This is a genomic window from Haemophilus sp. oral taxon 036, assembly GCF_002998595.1.
Taxonomy (GTDB): Bacteria; Pseudomonadota; Gammaproteobacteria; order Enterobacterales; family Pasteurellaceae; genus Haemophilus; species Haemophilus haemolyticus_K.
In genome coordinates, this window is sequence record NZ_CP027235.1 from 1,445,652 (window position 1) to 1,472,160 (window position 26,509).

The window sequence follows — 26,509 nt, forward strand, 5'->3', positions numbered from 1 at the left end:
TAATTCTATCAATACCATTGACTTTTTTCCCCCTAACCCTTACTTTACAAGAGACTTTTTACTTATTTTACAAGGAGCTTTTATGCAATCACGTCTTATTGTGGATGCGCAGCAGGAATCGCTACTCAGCACACATAAAGTGTTGCGTAACACGTATTTTTTATTGGGATTAACCATGGCATTTTCAGCGGTTGTTGCGTTTATTTCAATGAGTCTAAGCTTGCCATATCCAAATATTATTGTGTTATTAGTGGGGTTTTATGGCTTACTTTTCTTAACAAATAAATTAGCTGATCGCCCTGCTGGTATTTTGGCTGTCTTTGCTTTCACTGGATTTATGGGATACACCATCGGGCCAATTTTAAATATGTATGTGGCACGTGGAATGGAAGATTTGATTATGCTTGCATTTGCAGGAACTGCAATTGTGTTCTTCGCATGTTCAGCCTATGTATTAACCACGAAAAAAGATATGTCATTCTTATCAAGCGCAATGTTCGCATTATTTATTGTGCTATTACTTGGTATGATGGCAAGTTTCTTCTTCCAAATTCCTGCGTTATCAGTCGCAATTAGTGCATTATTTGTTGTGTTCTCTACAATGACTATTTTGTACGAAACGAGTAATATCATCCATGGTGGTGAAACGAATTACATTCGCGCAACCGTGAATATTTATGTTTCAATCTACAATTTATTCTTGAGTTTATTAAGATTACTTTCTATCTTCTCAAGCGATGAATAATGATTGAATTTTGACGTTGTGACCCCACTTTTCAGTGGGGTTATTTTTTGGAATAGGCAATGGAAAAACAAATTTTTGAACATGCAGTCAACCTTGAGGAAGAACAATATCAGCCTAAGCAAGAGTTTCATCATGTAGAAACAAAGCTGGATGAACCCTTGGAAGGGGAATTACTTGATGCTCAACTTGAACAGGCATTGAAACCAAAATCAGGTTTTGGAAAAACTTTATTAAAATTTACCGCACTTTTATTTAGTGCGGCGACAGTTGCTCAATCTGTCCAGTGGATTTGGGATAGCTATCAACAACATCAATGGATTTATCTTGCTTTTGCTTTAGTCAGTTTAATTGTCATTTTATTGGGTATTAAAGAGATTATTGGTGAGTGGCGACGTTTAGTTCGTTTAAAAAAACGTGAGCAATTGCAACAACAAAGTCAGCAAATTTGGTTAGAGAGTGCGGTAAAAAATGGTGATGTTTTTTCTGTTCAGAGCGCAGAAAAAAGTAAAGTTCTTTGCTTAGATATTGCAAAATCTCTACGTTTGGAAAATGATTCTCCCGCGGTAATTCAATGGCAACATCAATTAAATGAAGTTTATTCAGCGCAAGAAATTGCTCATTTATTCAGCCGTAATGTTTTGTCTTCTTTTGATTCACAAGCTAAAAAATTGATTAGTAAAATGGCAGCTGAATCAGCGGTGATTGTTGCGATTAGTCCACTTGCTGTGGTGGATATGTTTTTTATTGCGTGGAGAAATCTTCGATTAATGAATAAGATTGCTGAGATTTATGGAATTGAATTAGGGTATTTTTCACGTATTCGATTGTTAAGAATGGTATTGGTCAATATTGCTTTTGCTGGAGCAACCGAAGTGGCACAAGATATTGGAATGGATTGGCTTTCTCAAGATGTAACAGCAAAACTTTCTGCGCGCATAGCTCAAGGAATCGGCGTGGGATTGCTCACTGCTAGATTAGGCGTGAAAGCAATGGAGCTTTGTCGCCCATTAGCATTTCAATTAAATGAAAAACCAAAGCTCTCACATATTCAACAGGAATTACTTAGCTCGGTGAAAGATATTGTTCTCGGTAAAAATAAAATTTACAAAAAGGAGCAAGTCTGATGAAAATCGAGGTTGTTTATCAACATAGCGATTTTATTATTATCAACAAGCCGGAAGGTATTAGCGTTCATAAAGATCAAGCAGAACAAGGTTTAACAGAACTTGTTGCAAAACAACTGAATGTGCCTCAAGTCTGGTTAGTTCATCGCTTGGATAAAGTTACATCGGGTTTATTGATTTTGGCATTGAATACTGAAAGTGCGGCTGAATTTTCACGACTTTTTTCTGAACACAAAATTCATAAAACTTATTTGGCATTAAGTAACCAAAAGCCTAAAAAGAAACAAGGTTTGATTATCGGGGATATGAAGAAAGCTCGAGATGGCGCATGGAAACTTTGTCAAACAAAAGAAAACCCCGCAATTACGCGTTTTGAAAGTGTAAGCTGTGAGCCTAATTTACGTTTATTTATTTTAAAACCACAAACAGGGAAAACGCATCAATTACGTGTTGCGATGAAAAGTTTAGGTAGTCCGATTTTGGGTGATGGACTTTATGCTAAAAACACTGAAAAAATTGACCGCACTTATTTGCATGCTGCCCAATTGGAATTTGATTATTTGAATGATTTTATTTCGGTAACTTATTTACCCTCTCAAGGTCAATTTTGGATTAAATCCAGTGTGTTTGAGCAAATTAAGGCTTATCTGGCAAAGCCGTTTTTATCAAAATAGAAATCTCTATATAATAAAGCCAATTTTACTCTTTAATAGGAACAAAAATGAAATTTATCTCTTTTAATATAAATGGTTTACGTGCTCGTCCACATCAACTTGAAGCTATTATTGAAAGATATCAGCCAGATGTAATCGGCTTGCAAGAAATTAAAGTCGCTGATGAGGCTTTTCCTTATGAAATTACAGAAAACTTAGGTTATCACGTATTTCATCACGGACAGAAAGGTCACTATGGCGTAGCATTATTGACTAAACAAGAACCTAAAGCGGTTCGTCGTGGTTTTCCAACAGACAATGAAGATGCGCAGAAACGCATTATTATGGCTGATCTTGAAACTAATTTTGGTTTGTTGACTGTCATTAATGGCTATTTTCCTCAGGGGGAGAGCCGTGCGCACGAGACTAAATTTCCAGCTAAAGAGAAATTTTATGCAGATCTTCAACAGTATTTAGAAAAAGAACACGACAAATCGAATCCTATTTTAATTATGGGTGATATGAATATTAGCCCAAGTGATTTAGATATTGGTATCGGAGATGAAAATCGTAAACGTTGGTTACGCACAGGTAAATGTTCTTTTTTACCTGAAGAACGAGCGTGGTATCAACATTTGTACGATTACGGATTAGAAGATAGTTTCCGTAAGCTGAACCCGACAGCAAATGATAAATTCTCGTGGTTTGATTACCGTTCTAAAGGTTTTGATGATAATCGAGGTTTACGAATTGATCATATTTTAGTAAGTCAAAAATTAGCTGAACGCTGTGTCGATGTGGGCATTGCGTTGGATATTCGAGCAATGGAAAAACCTTCTGATCACGCACCGATTTGGGCTGAATTTAAATAGGAAAGCGAAATGGATATGGCAAATTGGCAGAATTATCGTTCTACCGTGAATGGTATGCCTGCCGTGTTTACTGCAAATATTGAAGATGTTGAAAAATATCACGGTAAAGATCTCGATAAAATAGTGCAATTCACTATCGCTTATAAAGCAGATGATGAAACCGGTTTGCCTTCAGAAGTTGAATACGATAAGTTAATTAATCGGGTATTTAAAATTCTGGCGCAATTAACCGCACTTCCGAATGTATTTTTTGCGGGACATTTTATTTGTAATTCCCAAGCTAAAATGCATTTTTACTGTGAGCATGAAAATCTTGTTGTAGAAACTTTACAACAAATTGATTTTGTTAAAGATATTAATGTGCAAAAGGATTTAAGTTGGGATACTTATTTTGACTTTTTGCTCGCTTCACCATTAGAGATTAAGTTAAATGCAACGGAAGAGTTGCTTGATTTATTGAAAAATAAAGGTCGTAATTTAAGTGATACCTATCTGGTAGAACATAGTTTTCATTTTGATGAAGAAGAAAAAATGTTTCCTTTTATGGATGAGCTCAGTTTAGGGGATTATTCTTTCACGACGTTACAATATTCTGCGCAAGCGATTCAGTTTAATGAAGATGATGAGCCTTATTTCTTGGTGAAATTAGAGCAAGAAATTTCATTAGATAATGGTGAAATTTTTGAACAAGTAGAACGTTTTGAAAAACTTGCTGGTCAATTTTCGGGAGAGTATATTGGCTGGGAATGTGATTCTTTAATGGATGCGAACAAGCAGTTGAATTAGGTGTTTGTATATTCACAACTCATAAAAAAGAGAGATATTTATCTCTCTTTTTTAATGTAATTTAACTTTTCGGCGCATTTTACGCATTAATAAAAATACCCATGGCCATAATATTCCAGAGGCCAATGCGCCAAAGATTTCTTGCCAGTTAAAAAATGCGGTATGCAGGGAGAATTCGACTAAAAAAATAGATAATCTAACAATAAACACAAACGCAATCACTAAAAGACTTTGAAACCAAAGCGATAAATTTCTGAGTACGAGATAATTTTTTGCCACAAAATAAATTGTCACAGAAAGGACTAAAGCATGAATGCCTAATGTAGAACCTAGGATTAAATCCCATACAAGTCCTAATAAAAATGTCCATCCAATACTGACTTTATTTGGAATAGCCAGAACCCAGTAAAGTAAAACGAGAACTAACCAAGCAGGCTTAAATGCCTGAAAACCAAGTGGCCAGGGTGCGAGTTCTAGCACTAATGCCACGACAAAGAAGCTTAAAATTGTGAGCCATTGTAAAATAAAGCGAGTTTGCATTAGTCTTCTTCCCTATGTTCTTGTTGTTCTGACGGTACAGCTTCTTCATTTTGTGGTGCATCGGTTGGAATTTCAGGTTCAACCGTTGATTTATCCTTATTTTCTTGAAGATTATCGTCTGTTAACGGGGCTTTTTTTACTTTGTAATCAGCTTCATTCGCTTGGCTTTCTAAACGTTTTTGTACTAAATTACGCACCTCTTCTGGAGACATCGATTTTACTTTAGACATATCTAAATTGCTTGGCCAAAGTAGTAATACATAACGTAAGCGTTCAAGGGCAGCGAGAGGTTTAGCTTTGACCGTCGCAAAGTAATTGGAACCATCGCGCGAAACGCTTTGTACAATCGCTACTGGATAGCCTTCAAGGAAACGACCACCAAGACCAGACGTTACAAGTAAGTCACCTTTTTCAATATCCACAGAACGAGGTACATTATCAAGAGTTAGCTCATCGGTATGCCCTGTACCACTCGCAATGACGCGAACATCGTTACGTAGAACTTGTACTGGAATAGAATGAGTGACATCAGTTAAGAGTAGTACTCGGCTAGTGTTCTCGCCCACAGAAATAATTTGACCAATAACGCCTTTTTCATCAATTACAGGCTGACCAACATAAGCACCGTCTTTTTCGCCTTGGTTAATAACAATTTGTTGACGATAAATGTCAGTTTCTGCAGTTAAAATTTCCGCAATCTTTTTGTATTCATCGGTGCGTAAAGGAGAGTTTAACAATAAACGTAAACGCTGATTCTCGACTTTGAGTTGATCTAGTAAGAGTAAATCTGCATTTTTTTCACGTAATTGTTCGCGTAACACTTTATTTTCGATTTGTAATTTACTGGTATCCACTAAATTATCTGATACCCCATCTAATACTGTACGAGGGCTATTGGCAAGATAATAGAGGCCACCCACTGCAGTTTCCATGGCACTGCGCGCTTTAGTCATGGAATTCGTTTGACCATCAGCTAAGATTAAAGAAAGGGAAGCCGCTACAGCTAATAATAATCGAATGCCAAGCGGGGGGGCTTTACCGAAAATAGGCTTCATTAAGCGTCCTACGTTGAGATAAAAAGATTAAAAGGAAAAGTGCGGTCATTTTTAACCGCACTTTTTATTTTTGGTCTAAATTAAATTTCGTCACTAAAAATGTCGCCACCGTGCATATCGATCATTTCTAACGCTTCACCACCACCGCGAGCAACACAGGTTAATGGATCTTCAGCAATGATGACTGGCACTCCCGATTCTTTAGAAAGGAGAATATCGATATTGCGTAGTAGTGCACCACCACCAGTTAATACCATACCACGTTCAAAAATGTCTGCTGCATGTTCTGGCTGACATTCTTCAAGTGCGGTTCGAACGGCTGCAACAATACCATTTAAGGGCTGTTGAATAGCTTCTAACACATCACGTGAGGTTAAGGTGAATGAACGAGGCGCACCTTCAGCAAGGTTATGACCATGCACTTCCATTTCTTTAATTTCATCACCTTCTTGAATGTAGGCTGTACCGATTTCCTGTTTGATACGTTCTGCTGTTGGTTCACCGATAACAGAACCAAAAGTGCGGCGAACATAAGAAATAATCGCCTCATCAAAACGGTCACCACCGATACGAACTGAAGAAGAATATACGATACCGTTTAAGGAAATAACAGCGACTTCAGTTGTACCGCCACCGATATCAATTACCATAGAACCAACTGCAGTAGAAACAGGTAATTTAGCGCCGATTGCGGCTGCCATTGGTTCTTCAATTAAATACACTTCACGCGCACCAGCCCCGATTGCAGATTCTTTAATTGCGCGACGTTCTACTTGAGTTGCTCCAGCAGGTACACAGACCAGTACACGAGGGCTTGGACGCATAAAATTACCGCTGTGAACTTGTTTAATAAAGTATTGCAACATTTTTTCTGTAACAAAGAAGTCTGCGATTACGCCATCTTTCATTGGGCGAATGGCAGCGATGCTTTTCGGTGTACGTCCAAGCATTAATTTTGCTTCTTTACCTACAGCCGCGATGCTTTTTAGTGAACCAACGCGATCTTGTCGAATGGCAACAACCGAAGGCTCATCTAAGACAATACCTTGACCTTTCACATAAATTAACGTGTTTGCAGTACCTAAGTCGATAGAAAGATCGTTTGAGAAAAGTCCACGAATTTTTTTAAATAACATAATTATCCTATTCTAAAATCAGAGTTAATTTTGCTTGGCTGAAAATGTGAAATTATCTCATTGCCAAGCACGCAAAAAATTGTGCTAAATGTACCAAAAAATGTGTTGAAATTACAGTTGTTTTTCGTGTTTTTTACATTAGTTGCCACTGGCCTTTCTCTTGCAGAGTCAGTTGTTGTTGATGTAAAGCTTTCAGCGTTGAACGGTGGCCAACACTGATTAGCGTGGTTTTTGGTAGCTCTTGTTTTAATAGTTGATACATCGCAAATTCTAAACCTTCATCCATACTTGCTGTGGCTTCATCTAAGAAGGCTACGGCAGGTTTGTGTAGAATCAAACGAGCAAATGCTAAACGCTGTTGCTCACCAAGCGAAAGAATACGCGTCCAGTCTTGTTCTTTTTCTAATTGTTCAGCCAGGTGTCCTAGTTGCACTTTATTTAATATTTCTATCGCTTGCGTATGTGAAATATTGTCTGGCTTATTGGGATAAGTTAATGCCGACATCAAATTTCCTTGTGGCACATAGGGTTTTTGCGATAAGAAAAGTTGACTGTTTGTTGGACAACTTACTTCACCTTCTGCGTAGCTCCAGAGTCCAGCGATTGTTCGTAAAAGTGTCGTTTTCCCTGCACCAGATTTTCCTTGAATGAGTAAACTCGTTCCTTGCGGTAGCGTAATGTTGAGATTTTCTACCAGAGTGTGACCTAATGGATTTTTAACACTTAAGTTTTTGAAAATCACATCTGTAGGGTGATTGTGGATTTGTGCTTGCGATTCATGATTCACCATTTCAATGATATAGCTGAAACCGGTTAAACGATCGAGCGTCGCTTTATATCCAGCAAAACTGTCGTAAGTATTACGGAAAAATGAAAGATTGCTGTGCAATTTTCCAAATACTTGTAAAGTTTGCATTAAATCACCGAGTTTTATTTGTTTTTCAAAGTAACGACCAACTTGAATTAACAATGGAAAAACAACAGAAACTTGGCTTACTATTAAGTTAAATCCTGAAAATTTTAGCGTTCTAAATACTATTACCCACATGTTATGGATGACAGCATTGAATTGGTGGTAAAGCTGATTTTTTTCTACCTTTTCACCTGCGTAAAAAGCAATGCTTTCGGCATATTCTTTTATGCGAATTAAAGAATAACGGTAGTTTGCGTTTAAGCGTTCATTAATAAAATTCAAAGAGATTAATGGACGACCGAGCCAAAATGCGATGAGGGTGGTGAAAATGACATAGCCAAACACTAAGAACACCATCATATGTGGAATTTCCACGCCAAGTACCATCATTGGACCCGCTAATCCCCATAACAAAATCGTGTAAGAGATCATCGAGGTAACCGCATCAATGACTCCAGTACTTAAAGAAAGCGTGGTTTTTACATAAGATTGGACATCTTGTTGAATTCGTTGATCGGGGTTATCTAGGTTTTCTGATAAATACTGTGTTTTGTAATAGGCGCGATGTGCCATCCATTTATCAACAAGTTGTTCGTTAAGCCACTCAATCCAGTTGATGACGAAACGTTGCTCTAAATAATAGCTTACTAATGCCGCAGAAACAGAACTTGCGGCAATGACGCAGAACAAGCCCATTTGTTGCCAAAATACATGTTCATTAAATTCTTGCAATGATGTATACATATTTTTGTACCACTCAGAATGTACAAGGCTGATACGCACACTGAGTAATGTCATCGCAACAATAAGCAGAAAGAATAGGATAGGTTTTATGCTGCGTTTAGGTGAAAGATAGCCACCTGCAAACATCCAAAATTGTTTTCCCCATTGGGTAAAACGTACCAAAAGAAAAATCCCAAAACTAAAGACGACTGAGGTGATGGCTAGCGTTTGTAAAATCCAAATAAGAGAAGTAATGGCTTCTTGGCCGTAATCCATAAATATTCCATCCGAGATAAAAGTGCGGTGAAAAATAACCGCACTTTTTGTAAAAGGGTCAAAAATTTTCGGTATTGTAGAGTCTATGCTCAATTTCGCAAGAAAAAATGTGATGAACGTAGCATTTTTTGAGTTTGGTTAAGGTTTTCAAAAAACAACTTGGATATAATCCGAAGGAGTTAGATTTCATTTTTAAGGGGTCAATATGAGTGATATTGCAATCACGATTAGTCTTCTTGCCCTCGTTGCCGTAATCGGTTTATGGATCGGGCATTGGAAGATCCGTGGGGTTGGACTTGGCATCGGTGGTGTGCTGTTTGGTGGTATCATTGTGGCTCATTTCACCAATCAATATGGTTTGCAACTAGATGCGCGTACGTTGCATTTTGTGCAGGAATTTGGCTTGATTTTGTTCGTTTATACGATTGGAATTCAAGTTGGGCCTGGCTTTTTTGCATCTTTAAGAAAATCAGGTTTAAAACTCAATGCTTTTGCCATTTTAATCGTTGTACTTGGTTCTGTTGCTGCGGTAATAGTGCATAAGGTTGCGGATGTTCCGTTAGATATCGCTCTTGGTATTTACGCAGGGGCGGTAACTAATACGCCAGCCCTTGGTGCTGGTCAGCAAATTTTGACTGAACTTGGTGTGCAACAAACTACAGTAACAATGGGGATGTCTTATGCGATGGCTTACCCATTCGGGATTTGTGGTATTTTGCTTGCAATGTGGTTAATCCGCTTATTTTTTAAAGTCAAAGTAGACGATGAAGCCGCTCGTTTTAATGCAGAGAGCGGTCAAGAAAAAGAAAGTTTACACAATATTTCTTTAAAAGTGACGAACCAAAATCTGGATGGTCTTACGTTAATTCAAATTCCAGGATTTAGTGATGAAGAAGTCGTATGTTCACGTTTAAAACGCGATGATATGGAAATCGTTCCAAAGGCAAGTACTGAGATTCGTACCAACGATATTTTACAACTAGTTGGGGATGATAATTCGCTTGCCAAAATGCGTTTGATTCTCGGGCACGAAGTTGATGCACCAACCGTTGCCTATAGTGTCGAAATTCGTTCCGAGCGAGTGGTAGTGACGAACGAAAAAGTATTGGGCAAAAAGATCCGTGCGTTAGGCATTCATCAAAAATATGGGGTGGTTATTTCACGCTTAAATCGTGCGGGGATTGAGTTGGTTCCAACTGGAAATACTACGCTGCAATTTGGCGATGTGCTACATATGGTCGGACGTACCGATGTACTAAATCAAGCCATTTCAGTGATTGGTAACGCACAACAAAAATTGCTTCAAGTGCAGATGTTACCTGTGTTTATCGGTATTGGTTTAGGTGTGCTTGTTGGTTCGATTCCATTCTATATTCCGGGTTTCCCAGTTGCGTTAAAATTAGGGCTTGCTGGCGGGCCATTGGTGGTTGCGTTGATCTTAGCGAGAATTGGTACGATTGGTAAACTTTACTGGTTTATGCCACCTAGTGCTAACTTGGCATTGCGTGAAATAGGGATTGTTCTTTTCTTGGCAGTGGTAGGTTTAAAATCAGGTGGAAGTTTCTTTGATACCTTATTGAATGGCTCAGGCCTTGAATGGATGGGATACGGTATTTTTATCACCTTTATTCCATTAATGATTACCGGTATTTTGGCTCGTCTATATGGCAAACTGAATTACCTTACAATCTGTGGTTTACTTGCTGGATCAATGACAGATCCACCAGCTTTAGCATTTGCTAATGAAATTAAAGAAGATAACGGTGCAGCAGCACTTTCTTATGCCACTGTGTATCCATTGGTGATGTTCTTGCGGATAATGTCGCCACAGTTATTGGCTGTGTTATTGTGGGCAGCATAGTCCAAATTAGTTCAATTTATACAAACAAAAGCGCGGTTAATTTCGCGCTTATTTTTTGCGTGGATTTTGCGCGAGAGGGTATTCAATGATAGAATCTCGCACTTTTATTGCGAAGCGAGAACAAAATGGCATTAGTTGAATTTTTGATGGAAACCTTAGATGGGTTAAAGGGAACAGATATTGTACATTTTGATGTACGTGGAAAATCCTCGATTACGGATAATATGATTATTTGCACGGGTACATCGAGCCGCCAAGTTTCTGCAATGGCAGATAATTTAATTACAGAATGTAAAAAAGCAGGTTTTGAAACTTTTGGTGAAGAAGGTAAAAATACTGCAGATTGGATTGTGGTGGACCTTGGTCAAGCAATCGTACATATCATGCAACGTGACGCGCGTGAAATGTATCAATTAGAGAAACTTTGGGCGTAAATTTTAGTAAAGTGCGGTGAAAAATAACCGCACTTTTTAGATAAGGATGACTTGTGAAAATCACGTTAATTGCTGTTGGAACAAAAATGCCTTCTTGGGTTACAACGGGTTTTGAGGAATATCAACGCCGTTTCCCAAAAGATATGCCTTTTGAACTGATTGAAATCCCAGCAGGTAAGCGTGGAAAAAATGCTGATATTAAACGTATTTTAGAGCAAGAAGGTAAGGCGATGTTAGCCGCCTGTGGAAAAGGCAAAGTCGTGACGTTAGATATTCCAGGTAAACCTTGGACCACACCACAGTTAGCCGAGCAACTAGAAGCCTGGAAAAACGATGGCCGTGATGTATGTTTGTTGATCGGTGGGCCAGAGGGGCTTTCGCCAGAATGTAAAGCAGCCGCAGAGCAAAGTTGGTCGCTTTCACCATTGACATTACCTCACCCGCTTGTTCGTGTTGTGGTAGCTGAAAGTTTGTATCGTGCGTGGTCGCTCACGACTAATCATCCTTATCATCGAGAATAGTAAATCCTCATTTTAGTCAGATGAATTTAAAACGATTCTTCAATACGCCAACTCATGAGCCGTTCCGCGATAAAAAAGCGGAGCGTAACCTTTTTGCACGCCGAACTTTAGTGGCTTTTTTAGGGATTTTGCTACTAACAGGCGTGTTATTCGCCAATATTTATCAGCTACAGATTGTTAATTTCGATACTTACCAAACGCGTTCTAATGGTAACCGAATTAAATTATTACCTTTACCTCCAACGCGTGGCTTAATCTATGATCGTTACGGTAAATTATTAGCCGAAAATCTTACTTTTTTTGGTTTATACATTGTGCCAGAAAAAACTGAAAATTTAGACCGCACTTTAGATGAATTACGCTACATTGTGGGATTAACGGATAATGACATTGAAAATTTTAAAAAGGAACGTCGCCGCGGAACGCGTTACACGCCTATTTTATTGAAACCCAACTTAACAGAAGAACAAATCGCACGTTTTGCAGTGAGTAGCTATCAATATCCGAGTTTAGATGTACGTCCTTATTTCAAACGAAATTATTTATATGGTGAAACTATGAGCCATATTCTGGGATATGTGGGAAAAATTAATGATAAAGATGTAGAGCGCCTGAAGAAAGAGGAAAAATTTGCTAATTACTCTGGAACGAGTGATATGGGAAAATTAGGTATTGAGCGTTATTATGAAGATAGTTTACATGGTGTAACGGGATTTGAAGAGGTTGAAATTAATAACCGTGGAAAGGTAATTCGTAAATTACGAGAACAACCAGCTGTAGCAGGAAAAAGTATTCATCTCACCATTGATTTAGAATTACAGCGCTATATTACGGAGCTTTTATCTGGGCAAAAAGGTGCAATTATTGTTCTAGATCCAAAAGATAGTGGCGTGTTAGCAATGGTCTCGACACCGAGTTATGATAATAATCTTTTTGTGGATGGCATTTCATCTGAAGATTATAAACGTTTATTAAATGATCCAGCTCGTCCATTGTATAGCCGGGCTACACAGGGTGTATATCCCCCCGCTTCTACAGTGAAACCTTTTATTTCCGTAGCCGCACAAACTGAAAATGTGATTACGCAAAATACAACCATTTTTGACCCAGGTTATTGGATTTTACCGAATACCTCAAAACGTTTTCGCGATTGGAAAAAATCAGGTCATGGCTATACGGATTTAAATAAGGCGATTACAGAATCATCCGATACTTATTTTTATCAAGTTGCTCATAATATGGGGATAGACCGTCTTTCGGAATGGATGAAACGCTTTGGTTTCGGCATGCCAACAGGCATTGAAATTCAGGAAGAAGCGGCTGCCAATATGCCAAGTCGTGAATGGAAACAAAAACGCTATAAACGTCCTTGGGTATTGGGTGATACGATTTCAGTTGGTATTGGGCAAGGTTATTGGACTGCTACGCCGTTACAAGTAGCAAAAGCAACAGCAATATTAGTCAATAACGGTAAAGTAAATACACCACATTTAATGAAAGCTATTGAAGGTGCGGAATTATCACTTTATAAAGATCCATTGATTTATCCTGATATTAGTGAGCCAAAACAAAATTATTGGGATGCAGCAAAACGTGGAATGTATAATGTTGTTAATTCTGCTGCAGGCACTGGACGAAAGGCATTTGCCGGTGCTAATTATAGAGTTGCGGGTAAGTCTGGTACGGCACAAGTTTTTAGTCTCAAAGAAAATGAAAAATACAATGCGGCTGGATTGAAAAAAGAATTGCACGATCACGCATGGTTTACCGCATATGCACCTTATGAAAACCCTAGATTGGTTGTGACAGTTATTTTAGAGAATGCGGGTGGTGGTTCAAGTAATGCCGCACCGTTAGCGCGTAAAGTGATGGATTACTATTTAAATCAGCGTTTACCACAAGTTGAAAAATATAATGCAAATATTCAGCAAAAAGAAGATTTACCACAAGAGAGCGAGCAGATAAATGGAAGATAAAATCCCTTTCTGGTTGCGTGTATGGCAACGTTTGCATATTGATTTTTGGCTTTTTATTGGCTTAGTTACAATAACAGCCTATGGCATGCTTGTGCTTTATAGCGCCACTGGTGCGAGTGAAACCATGTTCCAAAACCGTATTATACAGGTGACGCTTGGATTTATGGTCATGCTGATTATTGCGCAATTTCCGCCTAAGTTTTATCAACGTATTGCGCCATATTTATATCTAATTGGATTTGCAATGTTAGTTTTAGTGGATGCGATTGGTACGACAAGTAAAGGAGCTCAACGTTGGCTCGATCTTGGTTTTATTCGTTTCCAACCCTCTGAAATTGTGAAGCTTGCAGTGCCATTAATGGTCGCTGTGTATTTAGGTAATCGTCCACTTCCACCTAAATTAAGTGAAACATTTATTGCGATTGCAATGATTATGATTCCGACTTTACTTGTAGCTATACAACCAGATTTAGGTACATCAATTTTGGTAAGTGCGTCAGGTTTATTTGTAGTATTTTTAGCTGGAATGAGTTGGTGGTTGATTTTAGCTGCAGTGATTGGCTTAGCTGGATTTATTCCGATCATGTGGCTATATCTAATGCACGATTATCAACGCACTCGCGTTCTCACATTATTGGACCCAGAAAAAGACCCTCTCGGTGCTGGCTATCATATTTTACAATCAAAAATTGCGATTGGGTCTGGTGGCCTTTGGGGAAAAGGCTGGATGCAGGGTACGCAATCTCAGCTTGAGTTTTTACCCGAACCTCATACAGATTTTATTTTTGCTGTAATGAGTGAAGAACATGGAATGGTTGGTTTTCTTATTTTGATCTCCATTTATATGTTTATTATTGTACGTGGTTTGATTATTGCCGTGAATGCTCAAACTTCTTTTGGGCGAATTCTTGCTGGTGCAACGACGTTAATTTTCTTTGTTTATGTGTTTGTTAACATAGGCATGGTAAGTGGTATTTTGCCTGTAGTGGGGGTGCCATTACCTTTATTCAGCTATGGCGGAACGTCTTACGTTGCTATTATGGCTGCTTTTGGCTTGGTGATGTCAGTTCATACACATCAAGTAAAATTTATGAAAGGGAACTAATTTCATTTTTGCTTTTCTTAAAAGAGTAAATAAATGAAAATAGTCAACGCTTATGAAATTAAAAACATTATTAAATCTGACCGCACTTGTTTTGTTTGCTATAATTACTAGCTTTTCAGCACATGCGGACACTCACAAAATGTATGGTATCCAAGGGGATAAACTTTCGATTATAACCACAGTACCTGCCCCTAGTACTTATTCCGTGAAAGGGCAAACTTATACGACCAAAACTGAAGACGATGCTAAAGCCTATACGAAAGAAGGGATGGCAAGTTACTATCATCTCAAATTTAATGGGCGTAGAACTGCAAGTGGTGATGTTTATAATTCAACGCAATTTACTGCGGCACATAAAACATTGCCAATAAATTCTTATGCTTTGGTAACCAATTTGCATAACAATCGTAAAGTTATCGTACGTATTAATGATCGTGGGCCTTTTAGTGATAAACGTTTAATTGATCTTTCTCATGCGGCGGCGAAAGAAATAGGATTAATTTCTCGCGGTATGGGGCAAGTTAGAATTGAAGCCTTACATGTTGCAAAAAATGGACAACTATCTGGCGCAGCGACGAAAACGTTAGAAAAGCATGCTAAAACACAAGAAGCGATGGATCGTTTAGTGGTAAAAAAAGATGCTTCGACAATAAAAAATACAAACGTGGTAAATAGCCAAAAAGGGAGGGATAGTTATAGATTGAAAATGCTTGAACTGGCTTCACATAGTCAAGCAGATAAATTTATTACTCAGTTGGCTTTAGATAACGTTACCGCTGAAGTTAATCGAACAGGCGAAAAATACGAAATTCATATTGGACCTTTTGATACAAAAGAGAAGATGGTTCAAGTAAGAAATCAATTACAAAAAATGGCAGTAAACAAGCCACTAATTGTTTACACATATAAAAATTAATTGTAGGAACACACTATGTTGAAAAGAACAACAAAAATCGCATTTTTATCAAGTTTTGTGGCACTTAGTGCTTTTTCGGTATCTGCAGAGGATATGCAGTTTGGCGTAACTCCACCTCAAATTACTGCTCAAACTTATGTATTGATGGATTACAATTCAGGCGCAATTTTAGCCGCACTTAATCCTGACGAGCGTCAATATCCTGCATCTTTAACTAAAATGATGACAAGTTATGTGGTAGGGAGCGCTTTAAAACAGGGTAAAATTCACAATACCGATATGGTAACCATTGGTGAGAGTGCTTGGGGGCGTAATTTCCCAGACTCATCAAAAATGTTTTTAGATTTAAATACACAAGTATCTGTAGCAGATTTGAATCGTGGTGTGATTGTTGTTTCTGGTAATGATGCGACAGTGGCATTAGCTGAACACATTTCTGGCAATGTACCGAACTTTGTAGAAACAATGAACAAATATGTTCAACAATTTGGTTTGAAAAACACGAATTTCACCACGCCGCATGGTTTAGACGATCCTAATCAATATTCTTCTGCTCGTGATATGGCGCTTATTGGTGCACATATTATTCGTGATTTACCTGAAGAATATAAAATTTACTCCGAAAAAGATTTTACATTTAATAAAATCAAACAGCCTAATCGTAATGGTTTATTATGGGATAAAACCATTAATGTTGATGGAATGAAAACAGGCCATACTAGCCAAGCTGGATATAACTTAGTTGCTTCAGCGACTACACCAAACAATATGCGTTTAATTTCTGTAGTAATGGGTGTTCCAACTTACAAAGGCCGTGAAGTAGAAAGTAAAAAACTTTTACAATGGGGTTTTGCTAATTTCGAAACATTTAAAACTTTAGAGGCTGGCAAAGAAATTTCAGAACAACCTGTTTATTATGGTAATAAAGGTAGTGTGAAATTAGGAACGTTACAAGATAGCTTTATCACAGTTCCGAAAGGCAAACAAAATGAGCTTAAAGCTCGATATGAGTTAGAAAGTAAAAACTTACAAGCGCCTTTAGCAAAAGGCCAAGTCGTAGGTAAAGTGATTTATCAATTAGAAGGTAAAGATATTGCAGCGGTAAACTTACAAGTGATGGATGAAGTGGGTGAAGCGAGTATTTTCGGAAAAGCTTGGGATTGGCTCGTGCTCACTGTAAAAGGCTTATTTGCATAAAATATGCCAGAAACTTACCGCACTTTTTTCATTTTTAACTGAGGCATTCGTAATGTGTGGGGGGGTATCATCCACACATCATTTTTATTATTGGGAAATAATATGACAACAGAAAACGATTACGCAAAACTTAAAGAATTAATGGAATTTCCAGCAAAAATGACATTTAAAGTTGCTGGAATTAATCGCGAGGGGTTAGCGCAAGATCTAATTCAGGTCGTCCAAAAATATGTTAAAGGCGATTATATTCCTAAGGAAAAACGGAGTAGTAAAGGTACCTATAATTCGGTTTCAATCGACATTATTGCTGAAAACTTTGAGCAGGTAGAAACACTTTATAAAGAACTTGCTAAAGTTGAAGGCGTAAAAATGGTTATCTAGCATGAATAATTCCCTTATCGTTCGCCAGTTAGGGTTGCAAGATTACCAAGAAATTTGGCATAAAATGCAGAATTTTACAGATAGCCGCACCGTGGAAACGCAAGACGAAATTTGGTTAGTGCAACATCCTCCTGTATTTACCCAAGGGCAAGCAGGTAAACCTGAGCATCTTTTACAACGTAGTGAAATACCTGTAGTGCAGTCGGATCGTGGTGGGCAAATAACCTATCATGCACCCGGTCAGCAAGTGATGTATGTGCTCATTGATATTAAGCGTCATGAGAATTTAAATGTACGTCAATTAGTTACCGCACTTGAACAAACGGTGGTAAAAACTTTAGCTGAATATGGTATTGAAAGTTATCCAAAACCTGATGCACCAGGCGTGTATGTGGATGGAAAAAAGATTTGTTCTCTTGGACTGCGTATTCGTCGTGGGTGCTCTTTTCACGGGTTAGCATTGAATATCAATATGGATCTGAATCCATTTCATTATATTAATCCATGTGGCTATGTTGGTCTTGAAATGTGTCAATTAGCGGATTTTGTTAATCAAGATGAAGCTAATTGCGATAAGGTTTCACCAAAATTAATTAAACACTTTGCTGAGCTTTTAGGCTATAATGTAACAAATTTGTAATATTTAATGATCAAAAATGCCCTGTTTGGGCATTTTTATTTAGGAACGCTTATGTCAACGCATTTCAAAATGGAACGCGGTGTAAAATATCGCGATGCGGCAAAAACGTCGATTATTCCAGTAAAAAATATTGATCCAAACCAAGAGCTATTGAAAAAGCCTGAATGGATGAAAATTAAACTTCCGGCAAATTCACTTAAAATTGAAAGCATCAAAAATGGAATGCGTCGTCATGGTTTGCATTCTGTGTGTGAAGAAGCTTCTTGTCCAAATTTACACGAATGTTTTAATCATGGAACAGCAACTTTTATGATTTTAGGTGCAATTTGTACGCGCCGTTGTCCATTCTGTGATGTCGCGCATGGGAAGCCATTACCACCCGATCCTGAAGAACCACAAAAATTAGCTGAAACAATTCAAGATATGAAACTTAAATATGTGGTGATTACATCGGTGGATCGCGATGATTTGCCTGATCGTGGCGCAGGTCATTTTGCAGAATGTGTAAAAGCTGTGCGCGAACTTAATCCTGACATTAAGATTGAAATTTTAGTGCCCGATTTCCGTGGTCGCATTACACAGGCATTGGAAAAATTAAAAGATAATCCGCCAGATGTTTTTAACCATAATTTAGAAAATGTCCCGCGCCTATATAAAGAGATTCGTCCTGGGGCAGATTACGAATGGTCACTTAAATTATTGCGTGAATTTAAAGAAATGTTCCCGAATATCCCAACTAAATCTGGTTTAATGGTGGGATTAGGTGAAACTAACGAGGAAATTTTAAAAGTCATGCAAGATTTACGTGATAATGGTGTGACAATGCTCACGTTGGGGCAATATCTTCAACCTAGCCGCCATCATTTGCCTGTTGCGCGTTATGTACCGCCAGCTGAATTTGATGAATTCCGTGAAAAAGCCAATGCAATGGGATTTGAACATGCGGCTTGTGGGCCATTTGTTCGTTCTTCTTATCATGCTGATTTACAAGCCAGTGGCGGATTAGTGAAATAATTTAAAACTGCTCTGAATTAAGCCGCACTTTTTGCTTGTCACGAAAGTGCGGTTTATTTTTGATGTTTTTTTTCACCGAATATTTACTAGCCAGAATTATTGCAAGCCTGTAAAATAGCCGACCGCTTTATTCAACTAATTATTTATAACACCTGACGATATTGTAGAAAATGACTCAAAAATTACATATTAAAACTTGGGGCTGCCAGATGAATGAATACGATTCATCTAAAATGGCAGATCTTTTATTAAGTACTCATGGATTAGAACTTACCGAAATTCCTGAAGAAGCAGACGTATTATTATTGAATACCTGTTCTATTCGTGAAAAAGCACAAGAAAAAGTTTTCCACCAACTTGGTCGTTGGAAAGAGTTAAAGAAAAATAATCCAAATTTAGTGATTGGCGTGGGCGGCTGTGTGGCTTCTCAAGAAGGGGAACATATTCGTCATCGTGCGCCTTATGTAGATATTATTTTTGGTCCACAAACTTTGCACCGTCTGCCCGAAATGATTAACCAAATTCGTGGTGGTAAGAGTTCTGTTGTAGATGTAAGTTTCCCTGAAATTGAGAAATTTGACCGCTTACCTGAACCTCGAGCAGAAGGTCCAACGGCATTTGTTTCGATTATGGAAGGCTGTAATAAATACTGTACTTTCTGTGTTGTACCTTATACACGCGGTGAAGAAGTCAGCCGTCCTGTGGATGATGTCTTATTTGAAATTGCGCAACTTGCGGATCAAGGTGTGCGTGAGGTTAACTTACTTGGTCAAAACGTGAATGCTTACCGTGGTCCGACACATGATGGTCAAATTTGTAGCTTTGCTGAGTTGCTTCGTCTCGTGGCCTCTATCGATGGTATTGACCGTTTACGTTTCACAACTAGCCATCCAATAGAATTTACAGATGATATTATTGATGTATATCGTGATACGCCTGAATTGGTGAGTTTTTTACATCTCCCAGTCCAAGCAGGTTCTGACCGTGTATTAACGATGATGAAACGTGGTCATACAGCATTAGAATATAAATCTATTATTCGTAAACTTCGTGCTGTGCGCCCAGATATTCAAATCAGCTCTGACTTTATTGTTGGTTTCCCGGGTGAAACGGCGGAAGATTTTGAGCAAACTATGAATTTGATTGCACAAGTGAACTTTGATATGAGTTTCAGTTTTGTGTACTCAGCCCGACCAGGTACGCCAGCTGCAGATATGCCAGATGATGTAACGGAAGATGAAAAGAAACAGCGCCTTTATGTGTTACAGGAGCGTATTAATCAACAAGCCGCACAATTTAGCCGTCGCATGCTTGGCACAGAACAACGCGTATTAGTTGAAGGGCCATCGAAGAAAGATATCATGGAATTAACGGGACGCACTGAAACGAACCGTATTGTCAATTTCCAAGGTTCTCCAGAAATGATTGGAAAATTTGTGGACGTGAAAATCACTGATGTTTATACCAATTCTCTACGTGGCGAAGTGGTGCGTACTGAAGATGAAATGGGATTACGTATTGCACAGTCTCCACAAGAAGTGATGAATCGTACACGTAAAGAAGATGAATTAGGTGTAGGGCGTTATCACGGCTAATTAAAATCTTGAAATATTTAACCGCACTTTGAGAAATTAAAGTGCGGTTATTTTTTGTTGAATATTCAGGGCTTCAATTATTTAGAGAGAAATGTATGACGATATTTTAAATGTGACCCAATAAAAAGAATAAGGCTACATAATCCTAACATTGCGCCAATATAGCCAATTTTGTCTAGCCCTATATGGGTTGCTACAAGATTTCCAAATAATGCCCCAGTGCCGATACCTGCATTATAAATACCAGAGTAAATAGCCGTAGCCACATCTGTTGCATCAGGTGCAAGTCTTAATACGCGTATTTGTAAAGCAAGACCAATACAACCAACACCAATACCCCAAAGAAAAGAAAGGGTAAGCATTGTGATGATATATTTTGTTGAAAGGAGTAATAGTAAGAGAGAAAGGCTTTGTAAAGCCATTGCGACAACAACAAATTTAGTAGGGCCAAAACGGTGTAGTCGATTGAATAAAAGGCTAGCTAAAATGCCAGATATACCAAAAATAAGAAGTACAAAAGTTGCAAAATTTGGATCCAAATGGCCTATTTCAATCATAAAAGGCTCAATATAAGTATAAGCCGTAAAATGTGCGGCAACAATCAGCATTGTGGCGATATAAAGCCCAATGAGTAACGGACGCTTAGCGAGCATTGGTAAGCTTGCAATAGAACCAGCGTTTTTACTTGGTAGTTTTGGTAAGAGTTGAATTATTAGTAGCATAACGAAGAATGCTAAAAGTGCAATAATTCCGAAAGTAACACGCCAGCCTACGAGTTGTCCTATAATTCTTCCAATAGGCAACCCTAAAATTGTTGCAAGGGATGTTCCTATAGCAAGCATTCCTAGCGCTTGTGTCTTTTTATCTTTTGGTGCGATTCGCATCACAAGCGAAGCCGTAATAGACCAGAATACAGAATGGGCAATAGCAATACAAACTCGAGCAATAAGTAGAATCCAGAAATTCCATGCTATAACAGATAAAATATGCCCTATGATGAAAATAATAAAGAGCTTGATAAGTAAATTTTTCCGCTCCATTTCACCTGTTAGAAGCATTGCTGGAAGAGATACAATAAGTACTGTCCAGGCATATACTGTCATCATTAGTCCTGTATCGGCAGTTTGCATATCAAAACTGGTTGCTATATCACTTAACATTGCAACAGGGACGAATTCAGTTGTATTAAAAATAAACCCTGCAAATGCCATTAATAGGACTCGCCATGATTGAATTTTTCTTATATTTAGTGGTGACATTAATGTAGCTTCTCTTTTATGATGTCTATGAGTTGATGACGAAATTCTCTTGTAAAATTAAATTTATATTGAGGTGAATAACAATCCCCAAAGAATCGGATTGGTAAGATAAGATTTTGATAATTTTTATTTGTAGAACGTACTGTAAGATTTATATCACATTGCATTTGATTTAATGAGACGACACCCGTACCACTTCCCAAAAGTGCGGGGGTTTTTAATTCAAATTTTTCAGCATTTAATTGATCTTTTAACAGTGAGAGTTGTATTTGAAATTGTTCAAACTGTGTATTTAATTCTTTATTCGCTAATAAATCATTGCTGTAATTAATTGGGAAATATTGTGAGACAATATCTAACAAATTTACACCGATAATTTCGCCATTTTTTGCCTGAAAATTGAATTTTCCTTGTGTTATTTCAGAATTCTTAAAACCTAAATTGATTTTAAAATCAGTGTAACCACTCAAGGCTTCAGGAAAGCTCAATAGGCTAAGCAATGGCTTGACTGGAAATTCCTTACCAGAAAAATTGATCATGCTTTGATCACCCACACTCTGATAATTAACTACAGCTAAACAATTATTATCACATTGTGGTTTGATATAGGTAACAAGCCGTTTTAATGGCTTGTTAAAATCACCATGAGCTTCAATATAACCAAGTGATTGATTATTTAATTTGGCATTGACAAACTGGATGAGAGATGATTTTTCATTAGAGAGGTTAATATTAGCTTTAGTAAAAGTAAAATCAAAGGTTTTATTTTTCCCATAAAATGGTTTTTCTAACTTAATAGATATTTGATTATTACCATTTAAAATTATTTTTTTTGCCAATAATTGCGTTAAAGAAAGCGCTGAAAAATGCATTTTTATATCGGCTATATTTTGTGCTTTATTGCTTAATTTGAGCTGTTTAAGTTGAAGTGAGGAAAGGTTAATATTACCGTAAAAAAGTGGCAAAAGGTTGAATTGACTTTCGATCTTTTGCACAGAAAATTGTTCAGACTGAACTTTCTCGAGAGAAAGTGCGGGTGGAAATAGAGATAGATTGACTGATTGAACCGCAATGTTTTGTTGTGCTAGTTGTGCAGCGATAGAACTTTGTGCTCGATAAAGTTGGATATACAAAAAAGAAAAGATCGCCAAAGCGACGATCCCTACGCCAAGCGCGAACTTTTTCATCGATTATTCCTTGTCTTCGTCAATTCGACTCGCAACCGCACTTTGTTGATTTTTATATTTTGCATCTTTGCGACTACTGTATGGTCGTTTCGCTTCGCCACTTAATATTTCAAAGCTTAATGCGCCAATCACCATGTTTGGACGTAATGCTAATGGTAATTTCCCTGAATTATAAAATTCCAATACGATTTTTCCTTCCCAACCTGGATCAATACGGTGTGCTGTGACGTGTACCATTAAGCCTAAACGTGCTAAAGAAGAGCGACCATCTAACCAACCGATAATATTGGCGGGTAATTTTACGGATTCAAGTGTGGTTGCTAACGCTAAAGTACCGGGATGTAGGAAAAATGCTTCGCCTTCAGGCACAATAATTTCATCGCTCATTACCGATTCGAGCTGGGCGGATACTTCTTCTTTCGGGCCGCTTAAATCAATGAAAGGCGCTGAATGCTCACGAAATACGCGGAAAGAATTACCCAAGCGAACATCAATCGTCGCACCGTTGATTTTGTCATTACTTGGACGAGGCGTTAAAGAAATAATGCCATCATCGAGATAGCGTTCAATATCAGTATCGCAAAGACGCATAAGATTTCCTATTTTTGATTCAATAAATGAAGGATTTGAGCTTTTAACATATTGATTGCAATACGGTTTTTACCTCCGCGAGGAATGACAATATCCGCATATTGTTTAGATGGCTCAATAAATTGTAAGAACATTGGGCGCACGGTTGCACGATATTGATCAATAACCGATTGTAGGGAACGACCGCGTTCTTCCATATCACGTTGTAAACGACGAATAAAACAAATGTCTAATGGTGTGTCCACGAATACGGAAATATCCGCAAGTTGACGAACGCGTTCATCCGTAAGCAGTAAAATCCCTTCTAAAATCACAATACGTTTTGGTGTAAATGTTGTGGTTTCACCCGTACGAGTATGTTCAACATAGCTATAAACAGGCACATTAACTGCTTTTCCTGATTTTAAATCTTTTAAATGTTGAATGAGCAAATCGCGATCCATTGAGCTTGGATGGTCGTAATTTGTTTTTATGCGTTCGCTCATTTCTAAATGGCTTTGATCTTTGTAGTAACTGTCTTCTGCAATAATACCAATTTCTTGGCAGCCTAATTCATTACAGAGTTCTTTGTGAACGGTAGAGGCGATAGAACTTTTTCCTGATGCGGATGCGCCAGTGATGGCGATGATGATACAAGAATCTGACATAGTTTTGCGAGGTATAGAAAAATTTGATGAATTATAAAGAAAAGTGCGGTGAATTTCACGTTTATTTTTTTACTTGAATTTTTAAAACTGTGAACTTCATCACGGTATTACTTCCTCTTTTCGAGTAGGATTCAAACATTCTATCCAATAAGGAGTATTTATTATGAAGTTCAACAAAATTTCTCTTTCTGTTTCTGCCACACTTTTAGCGGCTGGCTTAGCAATTTCTGGTTCGGCTAGTGCAAAGGGGAGATTGGTAGTGTATTGTAGTGCAACAAATGCGCTATGCGAAGCAACAACGAAGGCATTTGGTGAAAAATATGATGTGAAAACATCCTTTATTCGTAATGGTTCAGGCAGTACTTTTGCCAAAGTTGAAGCTGAAAAAAATAATCCTCAAGCGGATGTTTGGTTTGGTGGTACCTTTGACCCTCAAGCACAAGCGGCTGAATTAGGGTTAATTGAGCCTTATAAATCTAAACACATTGATGAAATCGTTGAACGTTTCCGTGATCCTGCGAAAACAAAAGGTCACTATGTTTCCTCAATTTATATGGGGATCTTAGGTTTTGGTGTGAATACTGAACGTTTGGCAAAATTAGGCATTAAAGAAGTGCCGAAATGCTGGAAAGACCTAACAGATCCTCGCTTAAAAGGCGAAGTTCAAATTGCAGACCCTCAAAGTGCGGGTACAGCTTACACGGCATTGGCAACTTTTGTTCAATTATGGGGCGAAAAAGAGGCATTCGATTTCCTAAAAGCATTACATCCTAACGTTTCTCAATATACTAAATCGGGTATCACGCCATCACGTAACTCTGCGCGCGGTGAAGCGACAATTGGGATAGGTTTCTTACATGATTATGCATTAGAAAAACGCAATGGTGCACCGTTAGAATTAGTCGTGCCTTGCGAAGGAACAGGTTATGAGTTAGGTGGCGTGAGTATCTTAAAGGGTGCGCGTAATATTGATAATGCAAAATTATTCGTCGATTGGGCTTTATCAAAAGAAGGCCAAGAATTAGCTTGGAAACAAGGGGATTCTTTACAAATCTTAACTAACACGACCGCAGAACAATCACCAACTGCATTTGATCCAAATAAACTTAAATTAATCAATTATGACTTTGAAAAATACGGTGCAACAGAACAACGTAAAGCTTTAATTGAAAAATGGGTACAAGAAGTTAAATTAGCGAAATAGCGCTGAATAAGTGCGGCAAAAAATACTGAAGTTTTTGACCGCACTTTTTTGTATTTTTAATGTGATTTCGTTTTCCCTCTAAGAGATTGCAAAATTTTCATTCATAAGGGAGTTATAATCAGATGAAACTATCAAAAATCGCAGTAACCCTGTCTGGTGTGATGCTAAGTGGATTAGTGTTAAGTAACCCATCTTTTGCAAAAGGACGTCTAGTCATTTATTGCAGCGCGCAAAATACGATGTGCGAGCAAGAAGCGATGGCATTTGAGAAAAAATTTGATGTTAAAACAAGTTTTATTCGTGGTGGCACGGGAACCATTTTAGCGAAAATTGATGCTGAAAAAGATAATCCGCAAGGTGATGTTTGGTATGGTGGAACGATGGATCCTCATTCTCAAGCAGGGGAAATGGGGTTATTAGAACCTTATAAATCATCCAATCTTCCTCAGATCGTAGAAAAATTCCGTGATCCAGCCAAAATGAAAGGGAATTATTCTTCAGCGATTTATTTAGGTGTGTTAGGTTTTGGCGTGAATCCAGAACGTTTGAAAAAATTGAATTTACCTATTCCAAAATGCTGGAAGGATTTAGCTAACCCAATTTACAAAAATGAAATTCAAGCCGCAGATCCACAAAGTTCTGGTACGGGTTACACTCAGCTAGCAACTTATATGCAACTTTGGGGAGAAGACGAAGCGTTTAAATTCTTAAAAGAGTTGAATAAAAACGTATCGCAATATACCAAATCTGGTAATACGGCAACACGTAATACAGCTCGTGGAGAAACGGCAATTGGCATTGGTTTCTTACATGAATATTCTTTAGAAAAAGCGAAAGGCGCACCAGTAGAATTAGTTGTACCTTGTGAAGGTACTGGCTATGAAATTGGCGGTGTGAGTGTCATTAAAGGTGCGCGTAATTTAGATAATGCGAAACTTTTTGTTGATTGGGCGTTATCCAAAGAGGCGCAAGAACTAACTTGGCAAAAAGGTGAAGCGTATTCCATTTTAACCAACACCACTGCACAACAATCGCCTTATGCGTTAGATTTTAAATCTATTAATTTAATTAACTATGATTTTGATAAATACGGTGCGACTGATTTACGTAAACGCTTAATCACAAAATGGGTTGATGAAGTAAAATTAGCTAAATAAT

General features: G+C 37.9%; 26 protein-coding genes. 18 read left to right on the forward strand and 8 right to left on the reverse strand.

Annotated elements, in window-relative coordinates; genetic code table 11:
* Positions 1-82 precede the first annotated feature (82 nt).
* Genes C3V42_RS07075 through C3V42_RS07095 form a run of 5 tightly spaced genes read left to right on the forward strand, consistent with a single transcriptional unit; the run spans position 83 to position 4,180 of the window.
* Positions 83-745 carry a Bax inhibitor-1 family protein gene (locus C3V42_RS07075; protein WP_106014095.1) on the forward strand — a complete coding sequence of 221 codons (663 nt, stop codon included), beginning with the start codon at positions 83-85 and terminating at the stop codon, positions 743-745.
* Between the two features lie 59 nt (positions 746-804).
* Complete coding sequence (locus tag C3V42_RS07080) at positions 805-1,869, forward strand: YcjF family protein (RefSeq protein ID WP_106014096.1); 1,065 nt, start codon at positions 805-807, stop codon at positions 1,867-1,869.
* On the forward strand, positions 1,869-2,543 hold the full coding sequence (locus C3V42_RS07085; RefSeq protein ID WP_009766794.1) for a TIGR01621 family pseudouridine synthase: 675 nt from the start codon (positions 1,869-1,871) through the stop codon (positions 2,541-2,543). The genes C3V42_RS07080 and C3V42_RS07085 overlap by 1 nt, the downstream gene beginning before the upstream one ends.
* 47 nt (positions 2,544-2,590) lie before the next feature.
* Positions 2,591-3,394 (forward strand): exodeoxyribonuclease III, encoded by an 804-nt coding sequence (gene xthA, locus C3V42_RS07090; RefSeq protein ID WP_106014097.1) that lies wholly within the window; start codon positions 2,591-2,593, stop codon positions 3,392-3,394.
* 9 nt (positions 3,395-3,403) lie between these two features.
* Positions 3,404-4,180, forward strand: a complete 777-nt coding sequence (locus tag C3V42_RS07095) for a TIGR01619 family protein (RefSeq protein WP_106014098.1) — start codon at positions 3,404-3,406, stop codon at positions 4,178-4,180.
* 51 nt (positions 4,181-4,231) lie between these two features.
* Here the strand turns inward: C3V42_RS07095 and mreD are convergent, their stop codons facing one another.
* The 4 genes from mreD to C3V42_RS07115 form a co-directional block, all read right to left on the reverse strand.
* A complete protein-coding gene (gene mreD, locus C3V42_RS07100) occupies positions 4,232-4,720 on the reverse strand; it encodes a rod shape-determining protein MreD (RefSeq protein WP_106014099.1) in 489 nt (162 codons plus the stop codon).
* Positions 4,720-5,775, reverse strand: a complete 1,056-nt coding sequence (mreC, locus tag C3V42_RS07105) for a rod shape-determining protein MreC (protein WP_106014100.1) — start codon at positions 5,773-5,775, stop codon at positions 4,720-4,722. The genes mreD and mreC overlap by 1 nt, the downstream gene beginning before the upstream one ends.
* Before the next feature lie 80 nt (positions 5,776-5,855).
* The gene (locus tag C3V42_RS07110; protein ID WP_005637582.1) at positions 5,856-6,911 is read right to left on the reverse strand and encodes a rod shape-determining protein; all 1,056 of its coding nucleotides are present in this window, start codon (positions 6,909-6,911) and stop codon (positions 5,856-5,858) included.
* Positions 6,912-7,044: 133 nt separating this feature from the next.
* Positions 7,045-8,823: an ABC transporter ATP-binding protein/permease gene (locus C3V42_RS07115; RefSeq protein WP_106014101.1), complete on the reverse strand. Its 1,779-nt coding sequence runs from the start codon at positions 8,821-8,823 to the stop codon at positions 7,045-7,047.
* 205 nt (positions 8,824-9,028) lie between these two features.
* On the opposite strand from C3V42_RS07115, the gene C3V42_RS07120 reads away from it, so the two are divergent.
* The 11 genes from C3V42_RS07120 (at position 9,029) to miaB (ending at position 20,463) form a co-directional block, all read left to right on the forward strand.
* Positions 9,029-10,684, forward strand: coding sequence for a putative transporter (locus tag C3V42_RS07120; RefSeq protein ID WP_106014102.1), 1,656 nt, complete (start codon positions 9,029-9,031; stop codon positions 10,682-10,684).
* A 125-nt stretch (positions 10,685-10,809) separates the two neighbouring features.
* Positions 10,810-11,118 carry a ribosome silencing factor gene (rsfS, locus tag C3V42_RS07125; protein ID WP_005635481.1) on the forward strand — a complete coding sequence of 103 codons (309 nt, stop codon included), beginning with the start codon at positions 10,810-10,812 and terminating at the stop codon, positions 11,116-11,118.
* 53 nt (positions 11,119-11,171) lie between these two features.
* On the forward strand, positions 11,172-11,639 hold the full coding sequence (rlmH, locus tag C3V42_RS07130; RefSeq protein WP_005649848.1) for a 23S rRNA (pseudouridine(1915)-N(3))-methyltransferase RlmH: 468 nt from the start codon (positions 11,172-11,174) through the stop codon (positions 11,637-11,639).
* 20 nt (positions 11,640-11,659) lie between these two features.
* Positions 11,660-13,615 (forward strand): penicillin-binding protein 2, encoded by a 1,956-nt coding sequence (mrdA, locus tag C3V42_RS07135; RefSeq protein WP_106014103.1) that lies wholly within the window; start codon positions 11,660-11,662, stop codon positions 13,613-13,615.
* Positions 13,605-14,720, forward strand: a complete 1,116-nt coding sequence (gene rodA / locus C3V42_RS07140; protein WP_106014104.1) for a rod shape-determining protein RodA — start codon at positions 13,605-13,607, stop codon at positions 14,718-14,720. The genes mrdA and rodA overlap by 11 nt, the downstream gene beginning before the upstream one ends.
* Before the next feature lie 52 nt (positions 14,721-14,772).
* Positions 14,773-15,636 carry a septal ring lytic transglycosylase RlpA family protein gene (locus C3V42_RS07145; RefSeq protein ID WP_106014105.1) on the forward strand — a complete coding sequence of 288 codons (864 nt, stop codon included), beginning with the start codon at positions 14,773-14,775 and terminating at the stop codon, positions 15,634-15,636.
* Positions 15,637-15,651: 15 nt separating this feature from the next.
* Positions 15,652-16,833 carry a D-alanyl-D-alanine carboxypeptidase family protein gene (locus tag C3V42_RS07150; RefSeq protein WP_005637600.1) on the forward strand — a complete coding sequence of 394 codons (1,182 nt, stop codon included), beginning with the start codon at positions 15,652-15,654 and terminating at the stop codon, positions 16,831-16,833.
* A 102-nt stretch (positions 16,834-16,935) separates the two neighbouring features.
* A complete protein-coding gene (gene ybeD / locus C3V42_RS07155) occupies positions 16,936-17,214 on the forward strand; it encodes a DUF493 family protein YbeD (RefSeq protein ID WP_005646399.1) in 279 nt (92 codons plus the stop codon).
* A gap of 1 nt (position 17,215) precedes the next feature.
* A complete protein-coding gene (gene lipB, locus C3V42_RS07160) occupies positions 17,216-17,854 on the forward strand; it encodes a lipoyl(octanoyl) transferase LipB (RefSeq protein WP_106014106.1) in 639 nt (212 codons plus the stop codon).
* A 51-nt stretch (positions 17,855-17,905) separates the two neighbouring features.
* Positions 17,906-18,868 carry a lipoyl synthase gene (gene lipA / locus C3V42_RS07165; protein WP_106014107.1) on the forward strand — a complete coding sequence of 321 codons (963 nt, stop codon included), beginning with the start codon at positions 17,906-17,908 and terminating at the stop codon, positions 18,866-18,868.
* A gap of 170 nt (positions 18,869-19,038) precedes the next feature.
* Positions 19,039-20,463 (forward strand): tRNA (N6-isopentenyl adenosine(37)-C2)-methylthiotransferase MiaB, encoded by a 1,425-nt coding sequence (miaB, locus tag C3V42_RS07170; protein WP_005630294.1) that lies wholly within the window; start codon positions 19,039-19,041, stop codon positions 20,461-20,463.
* Positions 20,464-20,540: 77 nt separating this feature from the next.
* On the opposite strand, the gene C3V42_RS07175 is transcribed toward miaB, so the two are convergent.
* The 4 genes from C3V42_RS07175 to udk are packed head-to-tail and all read right to left on the reverse strand — an operon-like array spanning position 20,541 to position 24,147.
* On the reverse strand, positions 20,541-21,722 hold the full coding sequence (locus C3V42_RS07175) for a sugar transporter (RefSeq protein WP_106014108.1): 1,182 nt from the start codon (positions 21,720-21,722) through the stop codon (positions 20,541-20,543).
* Complete coding sequence (locus C3V42_RS07180; RefSeq protein ID WP_106014109.1) at positions 21,722-22,909, reverse strand: hypothetical protein; 1,188 nt, start codon at positions 22,907-22,909, stop codon at positions 21,722-21,724. The genes C3V42_RS07175 and C3V42_RS07180 overlap by 1 nt, the downstream gene beginning before the upstream one ends.
* Positions 22,910-22,912: 3 nt before the next feature.
* On the reverse strand, positions 22,913-23,500 hold the full coding sequence (gene dcd / locus C3V42_RS07185) for a dCTP deaminase (protein WP_005627962.1): 588 nt from the start codon (positions 23,498-23,500) through the stop codon (positions 22,913-22,915).
* An 8-nt stretch (positions 23,501-23,508) separates the two neighbouring features.
* On the reverse strand, positions 23,509-24,147 hold the full coding sequence (gene udk, locus C3V42_RS07190; protein ID WP_106014110.1) for a uridine kinase: 639 nt from the start codon (positions 24,145-24,147) through the stop codon (positions 23,509-23,511).
* Between the two features lie 163 nt (positions 24,148-24,310).
* On the opposite strand from udk, the gene C3V42_RS07195 reads away from it, so the two are divergent.
* Positions 24,311-25,351: an ABC transporter substrate-binding protein gene (locus tag C3V42_RS07195; RefSeq protein ID WP_106014111.1), complete on the forward strand. Its 1,041-nt coding sequence runs from the start codon at positions 24,311-24,313 to the stop codon at positions 25,349-25,351.
* A gap of 122 nt (positions 25,352-25,473) precedes the next feature.
* Entirely contained in the window at positions 25,474-26,508 is a 1,035-nt protein-coding gene (locus tag C3V42_RS07200; protein WP_005627956.1) for an ABC transporter substrate-binding protein, read from the forward strand.
* The last annotated feature ends 1 nt before the right edge of the window (position 26,509 follow it).